The organism is Pseudomonas sp. MS646 (genome assembly GCF_036693845.1).
Taxonomy (GTDB): domain Bacteria; phylum Pseudomonadota; class Gammaproteobacteria; order Pseudomonadales; family Pseudomonadaceae; genus Aquipseudomonas; species Aquipseudomonas chlororaphis_E.
The window spans coordinates 1,011,457-1,031,714 of sequence record NZ_CP144763.1 but is presented as its reverse complement, the minus strand read 5'-3'; the positions used below and the strand labels follow the sequence as shown (position 1 = coordinate 1,031,714).

The 20,258-nt window shown below is 62.1% G+C and carries 23 protein-coding genes; 12 read left to right on the top strand and 11 right to left on the bottom strand.

The window, feature by feature from the left end; translation table 11 throughout:
• Window positions 1-86 precede the first annotated feature (86 nt).
• Window positions 87-845, bottom strand: coding sequence for a Nif3-like dinuclear metal center hexameric protein (locus V3H56_RS04365; RefSeq protein WP_338474253.1), 759 nt, complete (start codon window positions 843-845; stop codon window positions 87-89).
• Window positions 846-949: 104 nt separating this feature from the next.
• Here V3H56_RS04365 and algW point away from each other — a divergent pair, with 104 nt between their 5' ends.
• The 3 genes from algW (at window position 950) to V3H56_RS04350 (ending at window position 5,202) form a co-directional block, all read left to right on the top strand.
• Window positions 950-2,110 carry a Do family serine endopeptidase AlgW gene (algW, locus tag V3H56_RS04360; protein ID WP_042732519.1) on the top strand — a complete coding sequence of 387 codons (1,161 nt, stop codon included), beginning with the start codon at window positions 950-952 and terminating at the stop codon, window positions 2,108-2,110.
• A 254-nt stretch (window positions 2,111-2,364) separates the two neighbouring features.
• Complete coding sequence (locus V3H56_RS04355) at window positions 2,365-4,470, top strand: TonB-dependent siderophore receptor (RefSeq protein WP_338474252.1); 2,106 nt, start codon at window positions 2,365-2,367, stop codon at window positions 4,468-4,470.
• Window positions 4,471-4,482: 12 nt separating this feature from the next.
• A complete protein-coding gene (locus tag V3H56_RS04350) occupies window positions 4,483-5,202 on the top strand; it encodes a DUF4198 domain-containing protein (protein WP_123578221.1) in 720 nt (239 codons plus the stop codon).
• A gap of 59 nt (window positions 5,203-5,261) precedes the next feature.
• On the opposite strand, the gene hisC is transcribed toward V3H56_RS04350, so the two are convergent.
• The 10 genes from hisC to V3H56_RS04300 form a co-directional block, all read right to left on the bottom strand.
• A complete protein-coding gene (gene hisC / locus V3H56_RS04345; protein ID WP_047738289.1) occupies window positions 5,262-6,314 on the bottom strand; it encodes a histidinol-phosphate transaminase in 1,053 nt (350 codons plus the stop codon).
• Window positions 6,311-7,654: a histidinol dehydrogenase gene (hisD, locus tag V3H56_RS04340; RefSeq protein WP_123578222.1), complete on the bottom strand. Its 1,344-nt coding sequence runs from the start codon at window positions 7,652-7,654 to the stop codon at window positions 6,311-6,313. Before hisD ends, hisC begins: the two co-directional genes overlap by 4 nt.
• 122 nt (window positions 7,655-7,776) lie before the next feature.
• The gene (gene hisG, locus V3H56_RS04335; RefSeq protein WP_042729872.1) at window positions 7,777-8,412 is read right to left on the bottom strand and encodes an ATP phosphoribosyltransferase; all 636 of its coding nucleotides are present in this window, start codon (window positions 8,410-8,412) and stop codon (window positions 7,777-7,779) included.
• A 146-nt stretch (window positions 8,413-8,558) separates the two neighbouring features.
• Window positions 8,559-9,824: a UDP-N-acetylglucosamine 1-carboxyvinyltransferase gene (gene murA, locus V3H56_RS04330; RefSeq protein WP_042729873.1), complete on the bottom strand. Its 1,266-nt coding sequence runs from the start codon at window positions 9,822-9,824 to the stop codon at window positions 8,559-8,561.
• 22 nt (window positions 9,825-9,846) lie between these two features.
• Window positions 9,847-10,086 (bottom strand): BolA family protein, encoded by a 240-nt coding sequence (locus V3H56_RS04325; protein ID WP_042729874.1) that lies wholly within the window; start codon window positions 10,084-10,086, stop codon window positions 9,847-9,849.
• A gap of 113 nt (window positions 10,087-10,199) precedes the next feature.
• A complete protein-coding gene (locus tag V3H56_RS04320; RefSeq protein WP_042729893.1) occupies window positions 10,200-10,505 on the bottom strand; it encodes an STAS domain-containing protein in 306 nt (101 codons plus the stop codon).
• Window positions 10,506-10,513: 8 nt separating this feature from the next.
• A complete protein-coding gene (locus V3H56_RS04315; RefSeq protein ID WP_042729875.1) occupies window positions 10,514-11,167 on the bottom strand; it encodes an ABC transporter substrate-binding protein in 654 nt (217 codons plus the stop codon).
• Window positions 11,168-11,178: 11 nt separating this feature from the next.
• Window positions 11,179-11,646, bottom strand: coding sequence for an outer membrane lipid asymmetry maintenance protein MlaD (gene mlaD / locus V3H56_RS04310; protein WP_042729876.1), 468 nt, complete (start codon window positions 11,644-11,646; stop codon window positions 11,179-11,181).
• Window positions 11,646-12,443 (bottom strand): lipid asymmetry maintenance ABC transporter permease subunit MlaE, encoded by a 798-nt coding sequence (gene mlaE, locus V3H56_RS04305; protein WP_042729877.1) that lies wholly within the window; start codon window positions 12,441-12,443, stop codon window positions 11,646-11,648. Before mlaE ends, mlaD begins: the two co-directional genes overlap by 1 nt.
• Entirely contained in the window at window positions 12,443-13,252 is an 810-nt protein-coding gene (locus tag V3H56_RS04300) for an ATP-binding cassette domain-containing protein (protein WP_042729878.1), read from the bottom strand. The genes mlaE and V3H56_RS04300 overlap by 1 nt, the downstream gene beginning before the upstream one ends.
• Window positions 13,253-13,529: 277 nt before the next feature.
• Between V3H56_RS04300 and V3H56_RS04295 the strand changes: the two genes are divergently transcribed.
• The 9 genes from V3H56_RS04295 (at window position 13,530) to rapZ (ending at window position 20,243) form a co-directional block, all read left to right on the top strand.
• Entirely contained in the window at window positions 13,530-14,504 is a 975-nt protein-coding gene (locus tag V3H56_RS04295) for a KpsF/GutQ family sugar-phosphate isomerase (protein ID WP_042729879.1), read from the top strand.
• Window positions 14,505-15,029 carry an HAD family hydrolase gene (locus V3H56_RS04290; RefSeq protein WP_042729880.1) on the top strand — a complete coding sequence of 175 codons (525 nt, stop codon included), beginning with the start codon at window positions 14,505-14,507 and terminating at the stop codon, window positions 15,027-15,029. It begins immediately after the preceding gene.
• Window positions 15,030-15,036: 7 nt separating this feature from the next.
• A complete protein-coding gene (lptC, locus tag V3H56_RS04285) occupies window positions 15,037-15,606 on the top strand; it encodes an LPS export ABC transporter periplasmic protein LptC (protein WP_042729881.1) in 570 nt (189 codons plus the stop codon).
• A complete protein-coding gene (lptA, locus tag V3H56_RS04280; protein WP_042729882.1) occupies window positions 15,593-16,138 on the top strand; it encodes a lipopolysaccharide transport periplasmic protein LptA in 546 nt (181 codons plus the stop codon). The genes lptC and lptA overlap by 14 nt, the downstream gene beginning before the upstream one ends.
• Window positions 16,138-16,863, top strand: a complete 726-nt coding sequence (lptB, locus tag V3H56_RS04275) for an LPS export ABC transporter ATP-binding protein (RefSeq protein WP_018614004.1) — start codon at window positions 16,138-16,140, stop codon at window positions 16,861-16,863. Before lptA ends, lptB begins: the two co-directional genes overlap by 1 nt.
• 164 nt (window positions 16,864-17,027) lie before the next feature.
• Window positions 17,028-18,521 carry an RNA polymerase factor sigma-54 gene (locus V3H56_RS04270; RefSeq protein ID WP_042729883.1) on the top strand — a complete coding sequence of 498 codons (1,494 nt, stop codon included), beginning with the start codon at window positions 17,028-17,030 and terminating at the stop codon, window positions 18,519-18,521.
• A 76-nt stretch (window positions 18,522-18,597) separates the two neighbouring features.
• A complete protein-coding gene (gene raiA, locus V3H56_RS04265) occupies window positions 18,598-18,906 on the top strand; it encodes a ribosome-associated translation inhibitor RaiA (protein WP_003178005.1) in 309 nt (102 codons plus the stop codon).
• A 12-nt stretch (window positions 18,907-18,918) separates the two neighbouring features.
• The gene (ptsN, locus tag V3H56_RS04260) at window positions 18,919-19,383 is read left to right on the top strand and encodes a PTS IIA-like nitrogen regulatory protein PtsN (protein ID WP_042729884.1); all 465 of its coding nucleotides are present in this window, start codon (window positions 18,919-18,921) and stop codon (window positions 19,381-19,383) included.
• 2 nt (window positions 19,384-19,385) lie between these two features.
• Entirely contained in the window at window positions 19,386-20,243 is an 858-nt protein-coding gene (rapZ, locus tag V3H56_RS04255; protein ID WP_042729885.1) for an RNase adapter RapZ, read from the top strand.
• Window positions 20,244-20,258: the final 15 nt, after the last annotated feature.

Sequence of the window (20,258 nt, the reverse complement as noted above, 5' to 3'; positions counted from 1 at the left end):
CAGTTGCCTGAAGTGTTGACTGGTATAGCGACTTCGCGAGCAAGCCCGCTCCCACACAAGCGCGCTTCAACAGGGGTTACAAACTGTCAGATCGGATTCGGGCAATCTACGAAGATGTGCTCCAGGGCAAACCGGCGCGCCAGGTAGTCGCCCAAGGCCTGGACGCCGTAGCGCTCGGTCGCATGATGGCCGGCGGCGATGAAGCTGATGCCGTTTTCCCGGGCGCTGTGGAAGGTCTGCTCCGAGGCTTCGCCGCTGAGGTACAGGTCAACCCCGGCCAGCACCGCCTGATCGATATAGCCCTGGCCACCACCGGTGCACCAGCCGACTCGCCGGATCATCGACTCACCTTCGATCAGCAGGGGTTCGCGGCCCATGGCCTCCTGGACCTTGCGGGCGAAATCCCGGGCGGTCATGGGCTCGGCCAGGGAGCCCACCAGGCCGACGACCTTGGGGTTGTCCGGGTCCAGCGGCCCCTCGACCGTGATGTCCAGTTGGCGAGCCAGTTGCACGTTGTTGCCGACCTCCGGGTGCAAGTCCAGGGGCAAGTGATAGGCCAGCAGGCTGATGTCGTGCTTGAGCAGGGTTTTCAAGCGACGCTGCTTCATGCCCGTGACGCAGGGGTTCTCGCCCTTCCAGAAATAACCGTGGTGCACCAGCACCAGGTCGGCGCGGGCTTCCACGGCCGCGTCGAGCAACGCCTGGCTGGCCGTGACACCGCTGACAATGCGCATCACCTGGGGCGCGCCTTCAACCTGCAGGCCGTTGGGGCAATAATCGGCAATCCTGTTGCTTGCCAGGTAGCGGTCCGCTTCTTCGACCAGGGTGCTCAGGGCGACGGCCATGAAAAGACTCCTAAATATCCCGTTCAGAGGCGCGCGCGGCCTCGTATAATGCGCGACATTATGGGCGGTCCCATACCGCCTGCAACCTTTGTAGGACATGCTTAATGCTCAAGGCGCTGCGTTTTTCCGGCTGGCCGCTGTTGGCCGGCGTGCTTGTCGCTCTATTGATTATCCAGCGCTACCCGGAATGGGTCGGCCTGCCGAGCCTCGATGTCAACCTGCAGCAGGCGCCGCAACCCAAGACCCTGTTGCAGGGCCCGGTGTCCTATGCAGACGCCGTCACCACCGCGGCGCCGGCGGTGGTCAACCTGTACACCACCAAGGTCATCAACAAGCCCAGCCACCCGCTGTTCGAGGACCCGCAGTTCCGGCGCTTCTTCGGTGATAACTCGCCCAAGCAGAAGCGCATGGAGTCGAGCCTGGGCTCGGGCGTGATCATGAGCCCCGAAGGCTACCTGCTGACCAACAACCATGTGACCAGCGGCGCCGACCAGATCGTGGTAGCCCTCAAGGATGGCCGCGAAACCCTGGCCCGCGTGATCGGCAGCGACCCGGAAACCGATCTCGCGGTGCTGAAGATCGACCTGAAGAACCTGCCGGCCATCACCATCGGCCGTTCCGACAGCATCCGCATCGGCGACGTCGCCCTGGCCATCGGCAACCCGTTCGGGGTCGGCCAGACCGTGACCATGGGTATCATCAGCGCCACCGGCCGCAACCAGCTGGGCCTGAACAACTACGAAGACTTCATCCAGACCGACGCCGCCATCAACCCCGGTAACTCCGGCGGCGCGCTGGTGGACGCCAACGGCAACCTCACGGGGATCAACACGGCGATCTTCTCCAAGTCCGGCGGCAGCCAGGGCATTGGCTTCGCGATCCCGGTGAAACTGGCGATGGAAGTGATGAAGTCCATCATCGAACACGGCCAGGTGATTCGCGGCTGGCTGGGCATCGAAGTCCAGCCACTGACCCAGGAATTGGCGGAGTCCTTCGGCTTGTCGGGACGGCCAGGCATCGTGGTCGCGGGGATTTTCCGCGACGGCCCGGCGCAGAAGGCCGGCTTGCAACTGGGTGACGTGATCCTGAGCATCGACGGCGAACCAGCCGGCGACGGCCGCCGCTCGATGAACCAGGTGGCGCGGATCAAGCCCACCGACAAAGTCACCATCCAGGTGATGCGCAACGGCAAGGAGCTCAAGCTCACCGCCGAAATCGGCCTGCGCCCACCGCCCGCGCCAGTGGCCGTCAAAGAAGAGCAGTAGCCCGCTCAAATCCCCTTTGTGGCGAGGGGATTTATCTGTGGCGAGGGGATTCATCCCCGTTGGGCTGCGCAGCAGCCCCCTTGAACCCTCAAACTGATCGTATGGCCTCCCGGGCTGCTTCGCAGCCCAACGGGAGCAAGCTCCCTCGCCACGAAGAACCTGGCAGCTTGCGATTTCGTGTTAAATCATGGATAGCATAAATTCTCATTAGTAGTGTTATATTGTTTCAATTAAGGAAATTGGAACAACATAACATGTCATCTTTAAAACGGATTTCTTTCGTCAGCCTGGCCTTCGGCCTGTTGGGCGATCCAGCCCTCGCTGAAGAACCCCAGCCCCTGGAACTGGACGCCATCACCGTCACGTCCGATTACGAATCGCCCTCCGGCCCCGTCAAGGGCTATCGTGCCACTCGCTCGGCCAGCGCCACCAAAACCGACACGGCCCTGCGCGACATCCCCCAATCGATCAGTGTGATTCCCGCCAGCGTGCTCAAGGACCTGGGCAGCACCCAGGTGGAGCGGGCGTTGGAATATGCGGGGGGCGTGTCGAAACAGAACAACTTCGGTGGCCTGACGCTCTACGAATACAGCGTGCGCGGCTTCACCACCTCGGAGTTCTACAAGGACGGCTTCAGCGCCAACCGGGGTTACCCAAGCACACCAGACACGGCCAACATCGAACGCATCGAAGTGCTCAAAGGCCCGGCGGCGAGCCTGTATGGACGCGGCGATCCCGGCGGCACGGTGAACATCGTCACCAAGAAGCCCCAGCCAGACGCCTTCACCACCCTGCAAGCCAGCGCCGGCAGTTGGGATCGCTACCGCACCGCGCTGGACGTCAACACACCGCTGGATGCCGAGGGCAACCTGTTGTCCCGGGTCAATCTGGCGATCGAGGACAACCACAGCTTTCGCGACCACGTCGACGGCCAGCGGGTCTTCGTCGCCCCCACGCTCAGTTGGCAACTGAACCCCGACACTCGCTTGCTGCTGGAAAGTGAAATCGTGCGCCACCGTTCGACCTTCGACCGCGGCATCGTCGCCCCGGACAATCGCTGGAGTGGCGTTTCGCGCTCGACTTTCCTGGGCGAACCCAACGACGGTGACATCGACAACCACAACAACATGCTCCAGGCCGCCCTCGAACATCAGCTCAACGACGCGTGGCAAGTGCGCCTGGCCAGTCATTACAAGCAAGGCGAACTCTGGGGCTTTGCCTCCGAAGCACGCCCGCTGAATGCCGACGGCCACACCGTCAATCGCCGCTACCGCGAGCGGGACAACGACTGGCATGACAGCATCACCCAGTTGGAACTGCGCGGCCTGTTCGACCTCGGGCCCTGGCAGCATGAACTGCTGATCGGCAGCGAGTACGAGGATTATCGCAAGAACGAACGCGTCACCACCGTCAACGGGGGCGCTTACCCCATCGACCTCTACCACCCCGTCTACGGTCAGCCAAAACCCAACGGGCTGCGCACCGGCACGGACTTCTTCGAACGCGTGCAAAGCCGCGCGCTGAACCTCCAGGACCAGATCGTCTTCACCGACCGGTTGCGGGGCATGATCGGCATGCGCTACGAACACTTCGAACAGCACATCGACGATCACACCACGCGCGTCACCCGGCGCCAACGCCACGACGCCCTGACGCAACGGGCCGGCCTGTTGTACCAACTGACACCTGAAGTCGGGTTGTTCGCCAATGCATCCACTTCGTTCAAGCCCAACAACGGCCTGGATGCCCAGGGAAAATCTTTCAACCCCGAGGAAGGCACCGGCTATGAAGTCGGGCTCAAGAGCGAGTTGTTCGAAGGTCGCCTGAGCACCACCCTGGCGGCGTTCCATATCGAAAAGGAAAACGTCCTGGCCCTGGACCCGGGCACCGACACCAGCCGTGCCATGGGCAAGGCCCGCAGTCAGGGCATCGATCTGCAAGTTACCGGGCAGTTGACCGACGCCATCCGGGTGATCGGCGCCTTCGCCTACATCGATGCCGAAGTGACCCGAGGTGACGAAACCATTCCCACCGGCAGCCGGATCCTCGGCGTTGCCAAGCGCAGCGGCAGCCTGCTGGGGGTGTATGAATTCCAGGATGGGCGACTGCGGGGCTCGGACGTCGGTGCGGCGTTCACCTACGTCGGCGATCGCTCAGGCGAAGCCGGCGGCGACTTCCAATTGCCGGCCTACCACACCGTGGACCTGCTGGCGCATTACAAGGCCAGCGAGACCGTCACCGTGGGTCTGAACCTGAACAACGTCTTCGACGAAAAATACTACGAACGCGCCTACAGCAACTATTGGGTCAACCCCGGCGAGCCGCGCAACTTCACCGTCAGCCTCACCCTCGACCTGTAAAGGAACCCCCGCATGAAACACCCCAAGACAATCGCCCTGCTCGGCCTGCTCCTGGCAACACAGGCTTCGGCCCATGGTTTGTGGACCGAACAACGGCGCGGCAACATCGAAGTGGTCTACGGCCATGGCGCCGAGGACAACGCGTTCAAGGCCCAGAAAATCAGCGGCGCCTGGGCTTATGACCTCGCCGGCAAAATGATCCCCGTCACGGTGCAACGCCTGCCCGACCACGCCCGCCTGCAACCGCTCAAACCGCCGGCGGTGCTGGCGGTGGCACTGGACAACGGCCCGTGGTCGCAGACGGCCGACCAGCGCTGGGTCAATGAAGGACGCAGCAAAGTACCGGGGGCAATCGCGTCGACCCACACCTTCAAGTACAGCCTGGCCATCTACCAACCGGGGGCAAAGCTGCCGAAGCTGGAGTCGATCAAGTTCCTGATCCGGCCCCAAGTCGATCCGCTGACGGTCGGCCCCGGCCAGTCGCTACCGGTGCAGGTGTGGCTGGATGGGAAACCGGCGGCCGGGGTGAAGCTGGTGGGCGATTACCGCAACGCGCCGAACACCGTATCCACCGAAACAGACGCCGACGGCCGGGCTACGGTACTGGTGCGTAACGAAGGGTTGAATGTCATCGCCGCCCAGATGGAGGTCCCGCTCACGGACGACCAGGACGCTGCCACCCGTGGTGTTTTCACCTCACTGACCTTTCTCGGCGAGCCCCATCACGAATGAGGCCTTGATGTACCCAACTTGTGGGAGCAAGCCTGCTCCCACAAGGCCGACCTGGGGCTTTAGAGTTCGCCCAAGCCGTCGATCAGCGCCTGGTTCTGCTCCGGGGTACCGATGCTGATCCGCAGGAACTGGGCGATCCGCTCCTGCTTGAAGTGCCGCACGATGACGCCCTGCTCCCGCAGTTTGGCCGCCAGACCCGCCGCATCATGCCGAGGGTGGCGAGCGAAGATGAAGTTGGCCGCCGACGGCAGCACTTCAAAACCCTTGGCCTGCAGCTGCGCCACCACCCATTCGCGGTGCTCGATGACCAGGCGGCAGGTCTGCTCGAAATACTCGCGGTCGTCGAACGCCGCTGCGCCGCCGACATTCGCCAGGCGATCCAGCGGGTAGGAGTTGAAGCTGTTCTTGATCCGCTCCAGCGCTTCGATCAGGTCCGGATGCCCCACCGCCAGGCCCACCCGCAACCCCGCCAAGGAACGGGATTTGGACAGGGTCTGGGTGACCAGCAGGTTCGGGTAACGGTCCACCAGGCCGATGGCCGTTTCGCCACCGAAGTCGATGTAGGCTTCATCGACCACCACCACCGATGCCGGGTTGGCCTTGAGGATCTGCTCCACCGCGTCCAGTGCCAGCAGGCAACCAGTCGGGGCGTTCGGATTAGGGAAGATGATCCCGCCGTTCGGCTTGGCATAGTCCGCCGGATCGATCCGGAACTGCGCGTCCAGCGGCACCGCATCGAACGAGATGCCGTATAGCCCGCAGTACACCGGATAGAAGCTGTAGCTGATGTCCGGGAACAGGATCGGCTGGTCGTGTTGCAGCAGGCCGTGAAAGATGTGCGCCAACACTTCGTCCGAACCGTTGCCGAGGAACACCTGGTTCCCCTGTACCCCGTAGTAGCGGGCCACGGCACTCTTCAACTGGTCACTGTTGGGGTCGGGGTACAAGCGCAGGTTGTCGTTCAACTCGGCCTGCATCGCCGCGAGCGCCTTGGGCGACGGCCCGTACGGGTTCTCGTTGGTGTTGAGCTTGACCAGTCGGGTCAGCTTCGGTTGCTCGCCCGGCACGTAGGGCACCAGGTCCTTGACGAACGGGCTCCAGAATTTGCTCATTTCAGTTTCCCCTGCCCTTCACTGGAAAGCTCATCGACAATGCGGTACTCGGCGCTGCGGGCGTGGGCGCTCAGCGATTCGCCACGGGCCAGCACGGAAGCCGTCTTGCCCAGCTCGGACGCGCCCTGCTCGGAGCAGAAAATGATCGACGAACGCTTCTGGAAGTCATACACCCCCAGCGGCGACGAGAAGCGTGCGGTACCGGACGTCGGCAGTACGTGGTTGGGCCCTGCGCAGTAGTCGCCCAAGGCTTCGCTGGTGTGGCGGCCCATGAAGATCGCGCCGGCGTGACGGATCTTCGGCAACCAGGCCTGCGGATCGGCGACCGACAACTCCAGGTGTTCCGGAGCGATGCGGTTGGCGACCTCGATGGCCTGCTCCATGTCATCGACCTTGATCAGCGCGCCACGGCCGTTGATCGAGGTGTTGATGATCTCGGCGCGGTCCATGGTCGGCAGCAGCTTGTCGATGCTGGCGGCGACCTTGTCGAGGAACCCGGCGTCGGGGCTGACCAGGATCGCCTGGGCGTCTTCGTCGTGCTCGGCCTGGGAGAACAGGTCCATGGCGATCCAGTCCGGGTCGGTCTGGCCGTCGCACACCACGAGGATCTCCGAAGGACCGGCGATCATGTCGATGCCCACCTGGCCGAACACGTGGCGCTTGGCAGTGGCGACATAGATGTTGCCCGGCCCGACCACCTTGTCGACCCGCGGCACGCTTTCGGTGCCATAGGCCAACGCAGCCACGGCCTGGGCGCCGCCGATGGTGAACACCCGGTCCACCCCGGCGATGCAGGCAGCCGCCAACACCAGCTCGTTGATTTCACCGCGCGGGGTCGGCACCACCATCACCACTTCGGCCACGCCCGCGACCTTGGCCGGGATGGCGTTCATCAGCACCGACGATGGATAGGATGCCTTGCCACCCGGCACGTAAAGGCCGGCACGGTCCAGCGGCGTGACCTTCTGGCCCAGCACCGTGCCATCGGCCTCGGTGTAGGTCCAGGAGTCCTGCTTTTGCCGTTCGTGATAGTCGCGTACCCGGGAGGCGGCTTTTTCCAGGGCTTCGCGCTGGGCCACGGTGATCCGGGTCAGGGCCAGCTCCAGGCGCTCGCGCGGCAGGATCAGGTCAGCCATGGACGCCGCTTGCAGGCCGTCGAACTTCTGGGTGAACTCCACCAACGCGGCATCGCCACGCTCGCGCACCGCCTTGATGATGTCCAGCACCCGCTGGTTGACCGAGTCGTCTGACACACTTTCCCAGCTCAGCAGATGATCCAGATGATGTGCGAAATCCGGATCGGCAGCGTTGAGTCGGCGAATCGAAGTGGGAGCGGTCATAGCGAGGGCCTCATTAATGGCAAATGCTCAGGCGCCCTAAGCTACCAGTCCATTCGCGTGGGCACCTGAGAAAATTGGCTATGACACGGATAGACGGGCGCGACCGAAGTCGCGCAGGGGTATCAGCCGCGGTGTCGCGATTCCACTGCCTTGCGCAGGGTATCGATCAAAGCCTGGATACGGGCGTGCTGCATTTTCATCGAAGCCTTGTTGACGATCAGCCGGGAGCTGATGTCCGCGATGAAATCCTGGGGCTCCAGGCCGTTGGCCCGCAGGGTATTACCGGTGTCGACCACGTCGATGATCTTGTCCGCAAGGCCGATCAGCGGCGCCAGTTCCATCGAACCGTACAGCTTGATGATATCGACCTGGCGCCCTTGCTCGGCGTAGTAGCGCTTGGCAATGTTGACGAATTTGGTCGCCACCCGCAGGCGCCCCTTGGGCTGCGGCGCGCCGACTTTACCGGCGGTCATCAGCTTGCAACGGGCGATTTGCAGGTCCAGGGGCTCGTACAGGCCCTGGCCGCCGTATTCCATCAGCACGTCCTTGCCGGCAACGCCCAGGTCGGCCGCGCCATGTTCAACGTAGGTTGGCACATCAGTGGCACGCACGATCAGCAAGCGCACGTCGGCCTGGGTCGTGGGGATGATCAGCTTGCGGCTCTTGTCCGGATTCTCGGTCGGCACAATGCCCGCTTCAGCCAGAAGCGGCAGGGTGTCGTCAAGGATACGGCCCTTGGACAGTGCGATGGTCAACATGGAAAGCGTCAGTCCTTATCAAGGTACTCGTGCCCGGACGCAAACGGCGCCGGACACACATCGAGGGTGCAAACACCCTCGATTTGAAACGAATCAAAGGACGCGTCCTTGCGCCCACGGAAAGTGCCTGAGCAGCGCCTTTCCAACTAGCCCGGTACGCGGCGGATCTTGGCGCCGAGCATCTGCAGTTTCTCTTCGATGCACTCGTAGCCACGGTCTATGTGGTAGATGCGGTCGATCAGGGTGTCGCCTTCGGCAATCAGGGCCGAGATCACCAGGCTGGCCGAGGCCCGCAGGTCGGTGGCCATCACTGGCGCGCCCTTGAGCTTCTCGTTGCCGGTGACGATGGCGGTGTTGCCTTCGACCTGGATCTTGGCGCCCATGCGATGCAGCTCGTACACGTGCATGAAACGGTTTTCGAAGATCGTCTCGATCACCGCGCCCGTGCCTTCGGCAATCGCGTTGAGGGAGATGAACTGGGCTTGCATGTCGGTCGGGAACGCCGGGTACGGAGCGGTCCGCACGTTAACGGCCTTTGGCCGCTTGCCGTGCATGTTCACTTCGATCCAGTCTTCGCCACAGGTGACTTCGGCGCCGGCTTCCTTGAGTTTTTCCAAAACCGCTTCGAGGATGGTCGGATCGGTGTCCTTGACCTTGACGCGGCCACCGGTGACGGCAGCAGCCACCAGGTAGGTGCCGGTTTCGATCCGGTCCGGCATCACCTTGTAGGTGGCCGAATGCAAGCGCTCGACGCCGTCGATGGTGATGGTGTCAGTGCCGGCGCCGCTGATCTTGGCACCCATGGCGATCAGGAAGTTCGCCAGGTCCACCACTTCAGGCTCGCGCGCGGCGTTCTGCAACACGCTGCGGCCCTTGGCCAACGCCGCGGCCATCATGATGTTCTCGGTCCCGGTCACGCTGACGGTATCGAAGAAGAAATGCGCGCCACGCAGGCCGCCTTCAGGTGCCTTGGCCTTGATGTAGCCGCCTTCGACGTCGATCACCGCGCCCATGGCTTCCAGGCCGCGGATATGCAGGTCCACCGGACGCGAACCGATGGCGCAACCGCCAGGCAAGGCGACTTCGGCTTCGCCGAAGCGGGCGACCATCGGGCCCAGGACCAGGATCGACGCACGCATGGTCTTGACCAGTTCATACGGTGCGACCAGGGTCTTGATGGTGCGCGGGTCGATCTCGACGGCGAGTTTCTCGTCGATCACCGGCTCGATGCCCATGCGGCCGAACAGCTCGATCATCGTGGTGATGTCGTGCAGGTGCGGCAGGTTGGCCACGGTCACCGGGCCATCGCACAGCAGGGTCGCGGCCAGAATCGGCAGAGCGGAGTTCTTTGCCCCGGAAATACGGATTTCGCCATCAAGACGAACGCCGCCGGTAATAATCAGTTTATCCATAAGAATCTCGACGCCCTTGGGCTCAGGTGCGCTCGGCCCAGGCCGCGCTGCTGAAAAATTTCATAGTGACCGCGTGGATGCTGCCATCGGTGATCCATGGGTTCAAATGGGCATAGACCTGCTGCTGACGCTTCACCGGGCTCAATGCCGCCAGTTCATCGCTGATCACGTTCAACTGAAAGTTGCAGCCTTCGCCTTCAACTTCCACCTGCGTACCTGGCAGTTTTGCTTCAAGGAAGCTCTTAACTTCTACAGCCTGCATGCTCAACCTCAATCGGCGCCCAGTGCGCGCGGGTCGCACATCATACAAAAAAGCCCCGCGCCTGCGAACCCCGCATAGCAGGACTCTGACAGGGGGCTTCTCGCGGATGTGGGTCAGGGGTGCGCCAACAGCTCGGTCAATTCGCTGACCTGGGCTATTTCGCGCATGTCTTCGGGCATCGCGCGGATGCTCCACGTCTTGCCGGCCGCCTTGGCGTCCCGGATGAAGCACAGCAGCAGCGACAAGCCGACACTGCTGGACTTCTGCACCGCCGAGCAGTCAATGACCACTTCGGCGGCACCGGAGGACTTAATCAGCGCCTGGCCCTGCTTGCGCAAGGCCGGGCCGGTGCGATAGTCCAGCACACCACTGAGCATCAGCTCGCCGGCCTGGCCCGGACGAACGGCCGACTCACTCACCGGCTCGATCATTGTTCCTGCTTCTCTTTGGCTTCTTCGGTCACTTCCTTGGCCTTGGCGACTTCGCCAGCCCAACCGTCGATGGTCTTGTCCAGGTTGTTGCCATTGCGCTGCATCGCGTCGGCGAACTGGTCACGGAACAGTTTGCCAATGTTGATGCCGTTGATGATCACGTTGCGCACTTTCCACTCGTCGTTGATCTTCTCGAGCGTGTAGGAAACCGGGTAGACCGCGCCGTTGTTGCCCTTGACCTGCATGTCGACGCTGGTGCGGGTGCCGCTCTCATCCTTCGCCGGCGAGACGGTGATGCCCTGGTTGTTGTACTCGAGCAACGCGTTGCCGTAGAACTGCATCAGGCTGCGCTTGAAGTTTTCCTGGAAGCGGGCCATCTGCGCTGGGGAAGCCTTGCGCGAGTACTTGACGGTCATGATGCTCTTGGAAATGCCGTCGGCGTCCACGACCGGGCCGACGATGCCGTTGAGCGCGTCATAGAACGCGCTCGGGTCCTGCTTGTATTTCTCTTTGTTGGCGGCAAGGTCTGCCAGCAACCGGGTGGTGGTGTCCTGGATGATGTCGTGAGCCGAAGGCGCGGCCACGGCGTTGCCCATCAGCGGCAGCGCCGCGAGCAACACCAACAGGCCACGTCGCAAGATAGAGATCATTCAAAAGCTCCTCATTTGGCGTCTTTGCTAACGGTATTGAGCAGGAATTTACCGATCAGGTCTTCGAGCACCAGGGACGACTGCGTATCGTGGATGGTTCCGCCGTCCTTGAGCACGGTTTCTTCCCCGCCTACGCTGAGGCCAATGTACTTCTCGCCCAGCAGCCCAGCCGTGAGGATAGATGCCGTGGTGTCAGTCGGCAGGTTGTCCACACGCTTTTCCAGCTGCAGCGTCACCCGACCGGTGAAATCCTCTCGGTTCAGATCGATTGCCGTGACCTTGCCGATGGTCACACCGGCCATGGTCACCTTGGCTCTGACAGTCAAACCGGCGATATTGTCGAAATAAGCATAAAGTTTATAAGTGTCGGTGCTTGCCGTCGGCGCCAGCCCACTGACTCGCAGGGCCAGCAGCAGCAAAGCCAGGATGCCAGCCAGCAAGAAAAGGCCGACACCGATTTCCAGGGTGCGGTTTTGCATCAGAAATCTCCAAACATCAAGGCGGTCAGAATAAAGTCAAGGCCCAGGACCGCCAGCGAGGCGTACACCACGGTCTTGGTTGTGGCACGGCTGATCCCCTCTGACGTGGGCTCACAGTCATAGCCTTGAAACACGGCGATCCAGGTCACCACGAAAGCGAATACGGCACTTTTGATCACGCCGTTGAGCACATCGCCGAGGAAGTCGACGCTGTTCTGCATGTTGGACCAGTAGGAACCTTCATAGACCCCCAGCCAGTCGACCGCGACCCAGGAACCGCCCCAGATCCCGACGACGCTGAAGATCATCGCCAGCACCGGCAGGGAAATGAAGCCGGCCCACAGGCGCGGGGCAATGATGTACTTGAGCGGGTCCACGCCGATCATTTCCAGGCTGGACAGTTGCTCGGTGGACTTCATGTTACCGATTTCAGCCGTCAACGCCGAACCGGCACGCCCGGCGAACAGCAGCGCGGTCACCACCGGGCCGAGTTCGCGCAGCAGGGTCAGCGCGACCATCTGCCCGACGGCCTGCTCCGAGCCGTAGCTGGACAGGATGCTGAAGCCTTGCAGGGCCAGCACCATGCCGATGAAGATCCCGGAGACCACGATGATCACCAGGGACATCACGCCCACGGCATGCAATTGCTTGACCAGCAGGCCAAAACCGCCGCCGGTGGAGTTGCGGCCCAGCAAGGCGTGCATCAGGAACAACGAGGAACGGCCCAGCACGGCCACCACGTCGATACCCGATCGGCCAAACAGGCGGATTCTTTCCAGTAATGATTTCTTGCGCATCAGCGCTTCCCCAGCAGATCGGTACGGTAATCCGTGGCCGGAAAATGGAACGCCACCGGGCCGTCCGGATCACCCTTCATGAATTGGCGAATGCGCGGGTTGTCCGAGTCCTTGAGCTCCTGGGGCGTGCCCTGCCCCAGCACCTGGCCATCGCCCACCACGTAGATGTAGTCCGCGATGCTGGCGGTTTCGGCCAGGTCGTGGGACACCACGATACTGGTGATGCCCAGCGCGTCGTTGAGCAGGCGGATCAGGCGCACGAGCACGCCCATGGCGATCGGGTCCTGCCCGACGAAGGGTTCGTCGTACATGAGGATCTTCGGATCGAGGGCAATCGCCCGCGCCAGGGCGACCCGGCGCTTCATGCCGCCGGACAGCTCGTCCGGCATCAGGTCGAGGGCGCCACGCAGCCCGACGGCCTGCAACTTGAGCAGCACGATGTCGCGGATCATCTCTTCCGGCAGGTCGGTATGGACCCGCAGGGGAAAGGCCACGTTCTCGAAAACGTCCAGGTCGGTAAACAATGCACCACTCTGGAACAGCACGCCCATGTGCTTGCGCGCATCGAACAGGTCGCTGCGCGACAACTGGGGAAGATTCTGGCCATTGACCCAGACTTCGCCGGCACTGGGACGCAACTGCGCGCCCATCAGCCGCAGCAACGTGGTCTTGCCGCACCCGGAAGGCCCCATGATGCCGGTCACCTTGCCGCGTGGAATGCGAATATCGATGTCATTGAAAATGCTGCGCGTCCCTCGCTTGAAGGACAGCCCCTTCAGCTCGACCGCGTAAGCGTTGTCGGCACTCATCTAAACTCCTTGCGATGCAGCCTCACATTCGAATGCCCCGGCCTGCCGACAAACGCCGGTACCGCCGGGCACCCGAACCGGCGGCGAACTATATCACTGCAACACCCTTGCGCCCAAGGCCCAAGCCTGGGGCCAGTCGGCCTGGATCCACGGATAAAGACCACACTTTGTGTCAGGCCGGGCGACCCATTCACACAAAGCATGACGAACTTACGTGAGGGAATTGTTCATTGCCGCTATAATCGCCGCCTTTTCATCGGGCTATACGATTTCTGACATGAGCCAATCCAGCGACCTGATTCAATCGGCACAACGTACCATCCGCCTCGAGCTCGAAGCCGTACAAGGCTTGCTGCCCCATATCGACGCTGATTTCGTACGCGCCTGCGAGATGATTCTGGCCAGCAAGGGCCGCGTGGTCGTGGTCGGCATGGGCAAGTCCGGGCACATCGGCAACAAGATTGCCGCCACGCTGGCCAGCACCGGCACCACGGCATTTTTCGTTCACCCGGCCGAAGCCAGCCACGGCGACATGGGCATGATCACCCGGGATGACGTCATCCTCGCCCTGTCCAACTCCGGCTCCACCAATGAAATCGTCACGCTGCTGCCGTTGATCAAGCGCCTGGGCATCCAGTTGATCAGCCTCACCGGCAACCCCGACTCGCCCCTGGCCAAGGCCGCCGACGTGAACCTTAACGTGCATGTCGAGCACGAAGCCTGCCCGCTGAACCTGGCACCGACCTCATCCACTACCGCCGCGCTGGTCATGGGCGATGCCCTGGCCGTGGCCCTGCTGGAAGCCCGGGGTTTCACCGCCGAAGACTTCGCCTTCTCCCACCCCGGCGGCGCCCTCGGCCGTCGCCTGCTGCTGAAGGTCGACGACGTGATGCACGCCGGCCAGGAGTTGCCGCAGGTGCAGCGCGGCACCTTGCTCAAGGATGCCCTGATGGAGATGACCCGCAAGGGCCTGGGCATGACGGTGGTCCTGGAAGCCGACGGCAAGCTGGCCGGGATCTTCACCGACGGCGACCTGCGCCGCACCCTGGACCGCACCATCGACATCCACAGCGCCACCATCGACCAGGTGATGACGCCCCACGGCAAGACCGCCCGCGCCGAGATGCTCGCCGCCGAGGCCCTGAAGATCATGGAAGACCACAAGATCAACGCCCTGGTGGTCGTCGACGACGAAGACCGTCCGGTGGGCGCCCTGAACATGCACGATCTGCTGCGTGCGGGAGTCATGTAAATGAGCACAGACCTGTTGCAACGCGGCAAGGCCATCAAGCTGGCGGTATTCGATGTGGACGGCGTACTGACCGACGGTCGCCTGTATTTCCTCGAGGACGGCAGCGAGTTCAAGACCTTCAATACCCTCGACGGCCAGGGCATCAAGATGCTGATGGCCGCCGGCGTGCAGACCGCGATCATCAGCGGCCGCAAGACCCCGGTGGTCGAACGGCGCGCCAAGAACCTCGGCATCCCGCACCTTTACCAGGGGCGCGAGGACAAACTCGTCGTCCTCGACGAACTTCTGGGCCAACTCAACCTAAGCTATGAACAGGTGGCCTACCTCGGTGACGACCTGCCGGACCTGCCGGTGATCCGCCGCGTCGGCCTGGGCATGGCCGTGGCCAATGCGGCCGGCTTCGTACGCGAGCACGCCCACGGTGTGACCACGGCGCGCGGCGGCGAAGGCGCGGCCCGCGAATTCTGTGAACTGATCCTGCGCGCCCAGGGCCGCCTCGAAGCGGCCAACGCCGCGTACCTGTGAGCCAATTATGCTGAGCAAGAAGATTCGCACCATCGTGGTGTTTGCCTGTATCGCGGCGATTTTCGCGGCGGTGGGCTACTGGAACATCAGCCCGGAACGGTTTCTCGACCAGCCCGCGCCGGTGGTCGAGGAAAAGATCGACTGGTATGCGACCAACACCCACACCCTGCAATACCTGCCCGACGGAAAAGTGCAGTACGAAATGACGGCCGACAAGGTCGACCACGTCAAGGCAACCGACATTACGCTGGTCACCACGCCGGACCTGAACATGTTCCGCGGCACCGAGTTTCCGTGGCACGTGCAGAGCAAGCGCGCCGAAGTCAATTCCGGCGGCACCGAAGTGGAGTTGATCGACTCGGTGCGCGTGGCCCGGACCGACGAGAAGAACCGCACGACCATCATCACCAGCACACGCATGACGGTGTTCCCGCAGCAACAATATGCGCAGACCGAGCAACCCGTTAGAATCGACGGCGCCGGGGGTGTATCGACCGGCACGGGAATGAAGGCGTATTTGAAGGAAAGCAGGATACACCTGCTATCGAACGTAAGAGGACAGTATGAAGCTCGCTAAAACCCTCCCTATTTTGCTCAGTCTGGGCGCAGCACTGGGAAGCGCGAGCGCCTGGGCTCTTCCCAACGACCGCGACCAGCCTATCCGCATCCAGGCCGACGACGCCCAATTGGACGACAAGAACGGCGTAGCCACCTACAAGGGCGATGTGATCATCACCCAGGGCTCGATGAAAGTGACCGGCAACACCGTGACCATCACGCGCACCCAGTCCGGCGACATCGACGTGGTGACCTCGGTCGGCAACCTGGCCTACTTCGAGCAGTTGCAGACCGCCGGCGACACCAAGCCCGTGCAGGGCTATGGCGTGACCATCCAGTACCACGCCTCCCAGGACCGCGTCGTTCTGATCGACCGCGCCAAGGTCGTCGACAAGGACAACAACGTCACCCAGGGCGAGAAGATCGTCTACGACACCAACAAGAAACTGGCCAGCGCCGGTCGCGCCACCGGCAGCAAGGTGACCGAGCAGCGCCCACGGATCGACATGGTGATCCAGCCTAAAAAGAAAACCGACCAGAAGGCCCAGTAATGGCAACTCTGAAAGCTCAGCACTTGGCCAAGAGCTACAAGAGCCGTCAAGTCGTGCGTGATGTCAGCCTGTCCATCGACAGCGGCCAGATCGTCGGCCTGCTCGGCCCCAACGGCGCGGGCAAGACCACCTGCTTCTACATGATCGTCGGCCTGGTCCAGGCCGACCAGGGTCGCGTACTGATCGACGACCTGGATGTCAGCCACCAGCCGATGCACGGCCGGGCCAAGGCCGGTATCGGCTACTTGCCGCAAGAAGCGTCGATCTTCCGCAAGCTGTCGGTCGCCGACAACATCATGGCGATCCTCGAGACCCGCAAGGAACTCGACAAGGCCGGTCGTCGCCAGGAACTGGAAAGCCTGCTGCAGGAATTCCATATCAGCCACATTCGCGACAACCTGGGCATGAGCCTGTCCGGTGGTGAACGGCGCCGGGTGGAAATCGCCCGGGCCCTGGCCACCGCACCGAAGTTCATCCTGCTCGACGAACCCTTCGCCGGCGTGGACCCGATCTCGGTGGGCGACATCAAGCAGATCATCCACCACCTCAAGGCCAAGGGCATCGGCGTGCTCATCACCGACCACAACGTGCGCGAGACCCTGGATATCTGCGAGACCGCCTATATCGTCAATGACGGCCAGCTGATCGCCGAAGGCGACTCCGCCGCCATCCTGGCCAACGACCTGGTCAAGGAAGTGTACCTGGGCCATGAGTTCCGCCTGTAAGCACGAGTGTCTGGCGAATCGCCGCGGGCATTGCTGATTTTATTATGGTGATGCCCTAGGCAAACACTTCAGTTTCAGGCATATAATTTGCTTAAGTTTGGCGCTTCGGCGCCCTGTAGTGGATGGCGCATGTGCGCCGGCGAATAAGGTGTTAAGCCCCTGCCATGAAACCATCGCTAGTCTTGAGAATGGGCCAGCAGCTGACGATGACGCCGCAGCTGCAACAGGCCATCCGCCTGCTCCAATTGTCGACCCTGGACCTGCAACAGGAAATCCAGGAGGCCCTGGAGTCCAATCCGATGCTCGAACGCCAGGAAGAAGGCGACGACTTCGACAACACCGACCCGCTGGCCGACAACGTCGAGCAGAAGACCAACACCGAGATCCCCGAACCGTCCTACCAGGAAGCCGCCCCGACGGTGGACAACCTCGAGGACGGCGAATGGAACGAACGCATTCCCAACGACCTGCCCGTGGACACGGCCTGGGAAGACGTCTACCAGACCAGCGCCAGCAGCCTGCCGAGCAGCGATGACGACGAGTGGGACTTCACCACCCGCACCTCCGCCGGCGAAAGCCTGCAAAGCCACTTGCTGTGGCAGTTGAACCTGGCGCCGATGTCCGACACCGATCGCCTGATCGCCGTCACCCTGATCGACTGCATCAACAACCAGGGCTACCTGGACGAGACCCTGGAAGAAATCCTGGAAGCCTTCGACCCCGAGCTCGACATCGAGCTGGACGAGATCGAGGCCGTTCTCCACCGGATCCAACAGTTCGAGCCGGCCGGCATCGGCGCCCGCAACCTGGGCGAATGCCTGCTGCTGCAACTGCGTCAGTTGCCGGCCAAGACACCCTGGCTGACCGAAGCCAAGCGACTGGTCACCGACTACATCGACTTGCTGGGCGGCCGCGACTACAGCCAGTTGATGCGCCGCATGAAGCTCAAGGAAGACGAACTGCGCCAGGTCATCGAACTGGTGCAGAGCCTCAACCCGCGCCCCGGCTCGCAGATCGAATCCACCGAACCCGAATACGTGGTGCCCGACGTCATCGTGCGCAAGCACAACGATCGCTGGCTGGTCGAGCTGAACCAGGAGTCGGTGCCCAAGCTGCGGGTCAACGCCCAGTACGCCGGCTTCGTCAGGCGCGCCGACACCAGCGCCGACAACACCTTCATGCGCAACCAGTTGCAGGAAGCGCGCTGGTTCATCAAGAGCCTGCAGAGTCGCAACGAAACCCTGATGAAAGTGGCCACCCAGATCGTCGAGCATCAGCGCGGCTTCTTGGAGTACGGCGACGAAGCGATGAAACCGTTGGTCCTGCATGACATTGCCGAGGCAGTGGGCATGCACGAGTCGACGATTTCCCGGGTGACCACCCAGAAATTCATGCATACCCCACGGGGCATCTATGAATTGAAATACTTTTTCTCCAGCCATGTCAGCACCTCCGAAGGCGGCGAATGCTCGTCCACGGCCATCCGCGCAATCATCAAGAAACTGGTGGCTGCGGAAAATCAGAAAAAGCCGTTGAGTGACAGCAAGATCGCTGGTTTACTGGAGGCACAAGGCATTCAGGTGGCCCGCCGTACCGTCGCCAAGTACCGCGAATCCCTCGGGATCGCACCTTCGAGCGAACGCAAGCGGTTGATGTAACAGGCCACGCCACAGCGTTCCAGTGGCAGGCATTTCTGCCTGCCGCTTTATGCACTGGCAACGAAGGAGAAGCTGTATGCAAGTCAACATCAGTGGACACCAACTGGAAGTGACCGAACCCCTGCGCACCTATATCGGCGAAAAACTCGACCGATTGGAAAGGCATTTCGACAAGATCACCAATGTGCAAGTCACGATGAACGTCGAGAAGCTGCTGCAGAAAATCGAAGCCACGTTGCATATTCCCGGCGGAGAGGTGGTTGCCAATGCGGAGCACACAGACATGTATGCCGCGATTGACCTGCTGACCGACAAGCTGGATCGCCAACTCAAAAAGCATAAGGAAAAGACCCAGAGCCTCCTCCAGGGCGCTACCGGTCGTTAACCCCCCCAATCCATGATCCGACTAGAAACCATCCTGACCCCCGGCCGTTCCCTGGTGAACGCGCCGGGCGGCAGTAAAAAGAAAGCCCTCGAACAAATCGCCAACCTGATCCACCGCGAAGTGCCGGATCTGGAAATGCAGGACGTCTTCGAGGCCCTCGTTGCCCGTGAAAAACTCGGCTCCACCGGTTTTGGCAACGGCATCGCCATTCCTCACTGCCGCCTCAAGGGATGCACCTCGCCCATCAGCGCGTTGCTGCACCTTGAAGCCGCCATCGATTTCGACGCCATTGACGGCGCACCGGTCGACCTGCTGTTCGTACTGCTGGTCCCGGAAGCGGCGACCGATGCGCATCTTGAGCTGCTGCGCCAGATCGCCAGCATGCTGGACCGCAAGGAAGTGCGCGAAAAATTGCGCAGCGCACCGACTAACCAAGCCTTGTATCAGGTTGTCCTGGACGAGCAGAACGGTCATTAAACATGCGCATGATCATCGTCAGTGGTCGCTCCGGCTCCGGTAAAAGCACGGCCCTCAATGTGCTTGAGGACAGCGGCTACTACTGCATAGACAACCTGCCCGCCGGCTTGCTGCCGGAGCTGGCCGAGCGCGCGATGATCCATACCGAGCTGGCGCAGCCTTTGGTGGCGGTGTCCATCGACGCGCGCAACCTGCCTAGCCACCTGTCGCGTTTCCCGGCCCTGCTCGAGGAAGTGCGCAGCCGGCACATCCAGTGCGATGTCTTGTACCTGGATGCTGATGAAGAAACACTGCTCAAGCGGTTTTCCGAAACCCGCCGGCGCCACCCGCTGAGCAACGCCAATCGCTCCCTGGCCGAAGCCATCGAGGATGAGAGCCAACTGCTGGGGCCGATTGCCGACCTGGCGGACCTGAAGGTCAATACCACGAACCTGAACCTGTATCAGCTGCGCGACACCATCAAGTTGCGCCTGCTGAACCAGCCGGAGCCAGGTACGGCGTTCCTGGTGGAGTCGTTCGGGTTCAAACGTGGCATGCCCGTGGACGCCGACCTGGTGTTCGACGTGCGCTGCCTGCCCAACCCTTATTGGAAACCGGAGTTGCGCGAGCAGTCCGGGCTCGACCAACCGGTAATCGACTACCTGGCCGCACAGCCGGATGTCGAAGAGATGTACCAGGATATTTCCAGCTACCTGCTCAAGTGGCTGCCCCGCTTTGCCGCCAGCAACCGTGCCTACGTCACGATTGCCATTGGCTGCACGGGCGGCCATCACCGCTCCGTCTACCTGACCGAACGCCTGGGTCAGCTCCTGCAACAATCCCTGAAGAATGTCCAGGTTCGCCACCGCGACCTCAGTTAAAGGATTCACATCGCG

Bases quoted from the DNA above. Each gene is read 5' to 3' on its own strand.
- raiA (WP_003178005.1), top strand. From the start codon at position 18,598: ATGCAAGTCAACATCAGTGGACACCAACTGGAAGTGACCGAACCCCTG.
- lptC (WP_042729881.1), top strand. From the start codon at position 15,037: ATGCTGAGCAAGAAGATTCGCACCATCGTGGTGTTTGCCTGTATCGCG.
- V3H56_RS04270 (WP_042729883.1), top strand. From the start codon at position 17,028: ATGAAACCATCGCTAGTCTTGAGAATGGGCCAGCAGCTGACGATGACG.
- V3H56_RS04290 (WP_042729880.1), top strand. From the start codon at position 14,505: ATGAGCACAGACCTGTTGCAACGCGGCAAGGCCATCAAGCTGGCGGTA.
- V3H56_RS04365 (WP_338474253.1), bottom strand. From the start codon at position 845: ATGGCCGTCGCCCTGAGCACCCTGGTCGAAGAAGCGGACCGCTACCTG.
- mlaE (WP_042729877.1), bottom strand. From the start codon at position 12,443: ATGCGCAAGAAATCATTACTGGAAAGAATCCGCCTGTTTGGCCGATCG.
- V3H56_RS04295 (WP_042729879.1), top strand. From the start codon at position 13,530: ATGAGCCAATCCAGCGACCTGATTCAATCGGCACAACGTACCATCCGC.
- algW (WP_042732519.1), top strand. From the start codon at position 950: ATGCTCAAGGCGCTGCGTTTTTCCGGCTGGCCGCTGTTGGCCGGCGTG.
- lptB (WP_018614004.1), top strand. From the start codon at position 16,138: ATGGCAACTCTGAAAGCTCAGCACTTGGCCAAGAGCTACAAGAGCCGT.
- hisC (WP_047738289.1), bottom strand. From the start codon at position 6,314: ATGAGCAAATTCTGGAGCCCGTTCGTCAAGGACCTGGTGCCCTACGTG.
- V3H56_RS04355 (WP_338474252.1), top strand. From the start codon at position 2,365: ATGTCATCTTTAAAACGGATTTCTTTCGTCAGCCTGGCCTTCGGCCTG.
- V3H56_RS04325 (WP_042729874.1), bottom strand. From the start codon at position 10,086: ATGCAGGCTGTAGAAGTTAAGAGCTTCCTTGAAGCAAAACTGCCAGGT.
- murA (WP_042729873.1), bottom strand. From the start codon at position 9,824: ATGGATAAACTGATTATTACCGGCGGCGTTCGTCTTGATGGCGAAATC.
- hisG (WP_042729872.1), bottom strand. From the start codon at position 8,412: ATGTTGACCATCGCACTGTCCAAGGGCCGTATCCTTGACGACACCCTG.
- V3H56_RS04350 (WP_123578221.1), top strand. From the start codon at position 4,483: ATGAAACACCCCAAGACAATCGCCCTGCTCGGCCTGCTCCTGGCAACA.
- hisD (WP_123578222.1), bottom strand. From the start codon at position 7,654: ATGACCGCTCCCACTTCGATTCGCCGACTCAACGCTGCCGATCCGGAT.
- V3H56_RS04315 (WP_042729875.1), bottom strand. From the start codon at position 11,167: ATGATCTCTATCTTGCGACGTGGCCTGTTGGTGTTGCTCGCGGCGCTG.
- lptA (WP_042729882.1), top strand. From the start codon at position 15,593: ATGAAGCTCGCTAAAACCCTCCCTATTTTGCTCAGTCTGGGCGCAGCA.
- rapZ (WP_042729885.1), top strand. From the start codon at position 19,386: ATGCGCATGATCATCGTCAGTGGTCGCTCCGGCTCCGGTAAAAGCACG.
- mlaD (WP_042729876.1), bottom strand. From the start codon at position 11,646: ATGCAAAACCGCACCCTGGAAATCGGTGTCGGCCTTTTCTTGCTGGCT.
- ptsN (WP_042729884.1), top strand. From the start codon at position 18,919: ATGATCCGACTAGAAACCATCCTGACCCCCGGCCGTTCCCTGGTGAAC.
- V3H56_RS04300 (WP_042729878.1), bottom strand. From the start codon at position 13,252: ATGAGTGCCGACAACGCTTACGCGGTCGAGCTGAAGGGGCTGTCCTTC.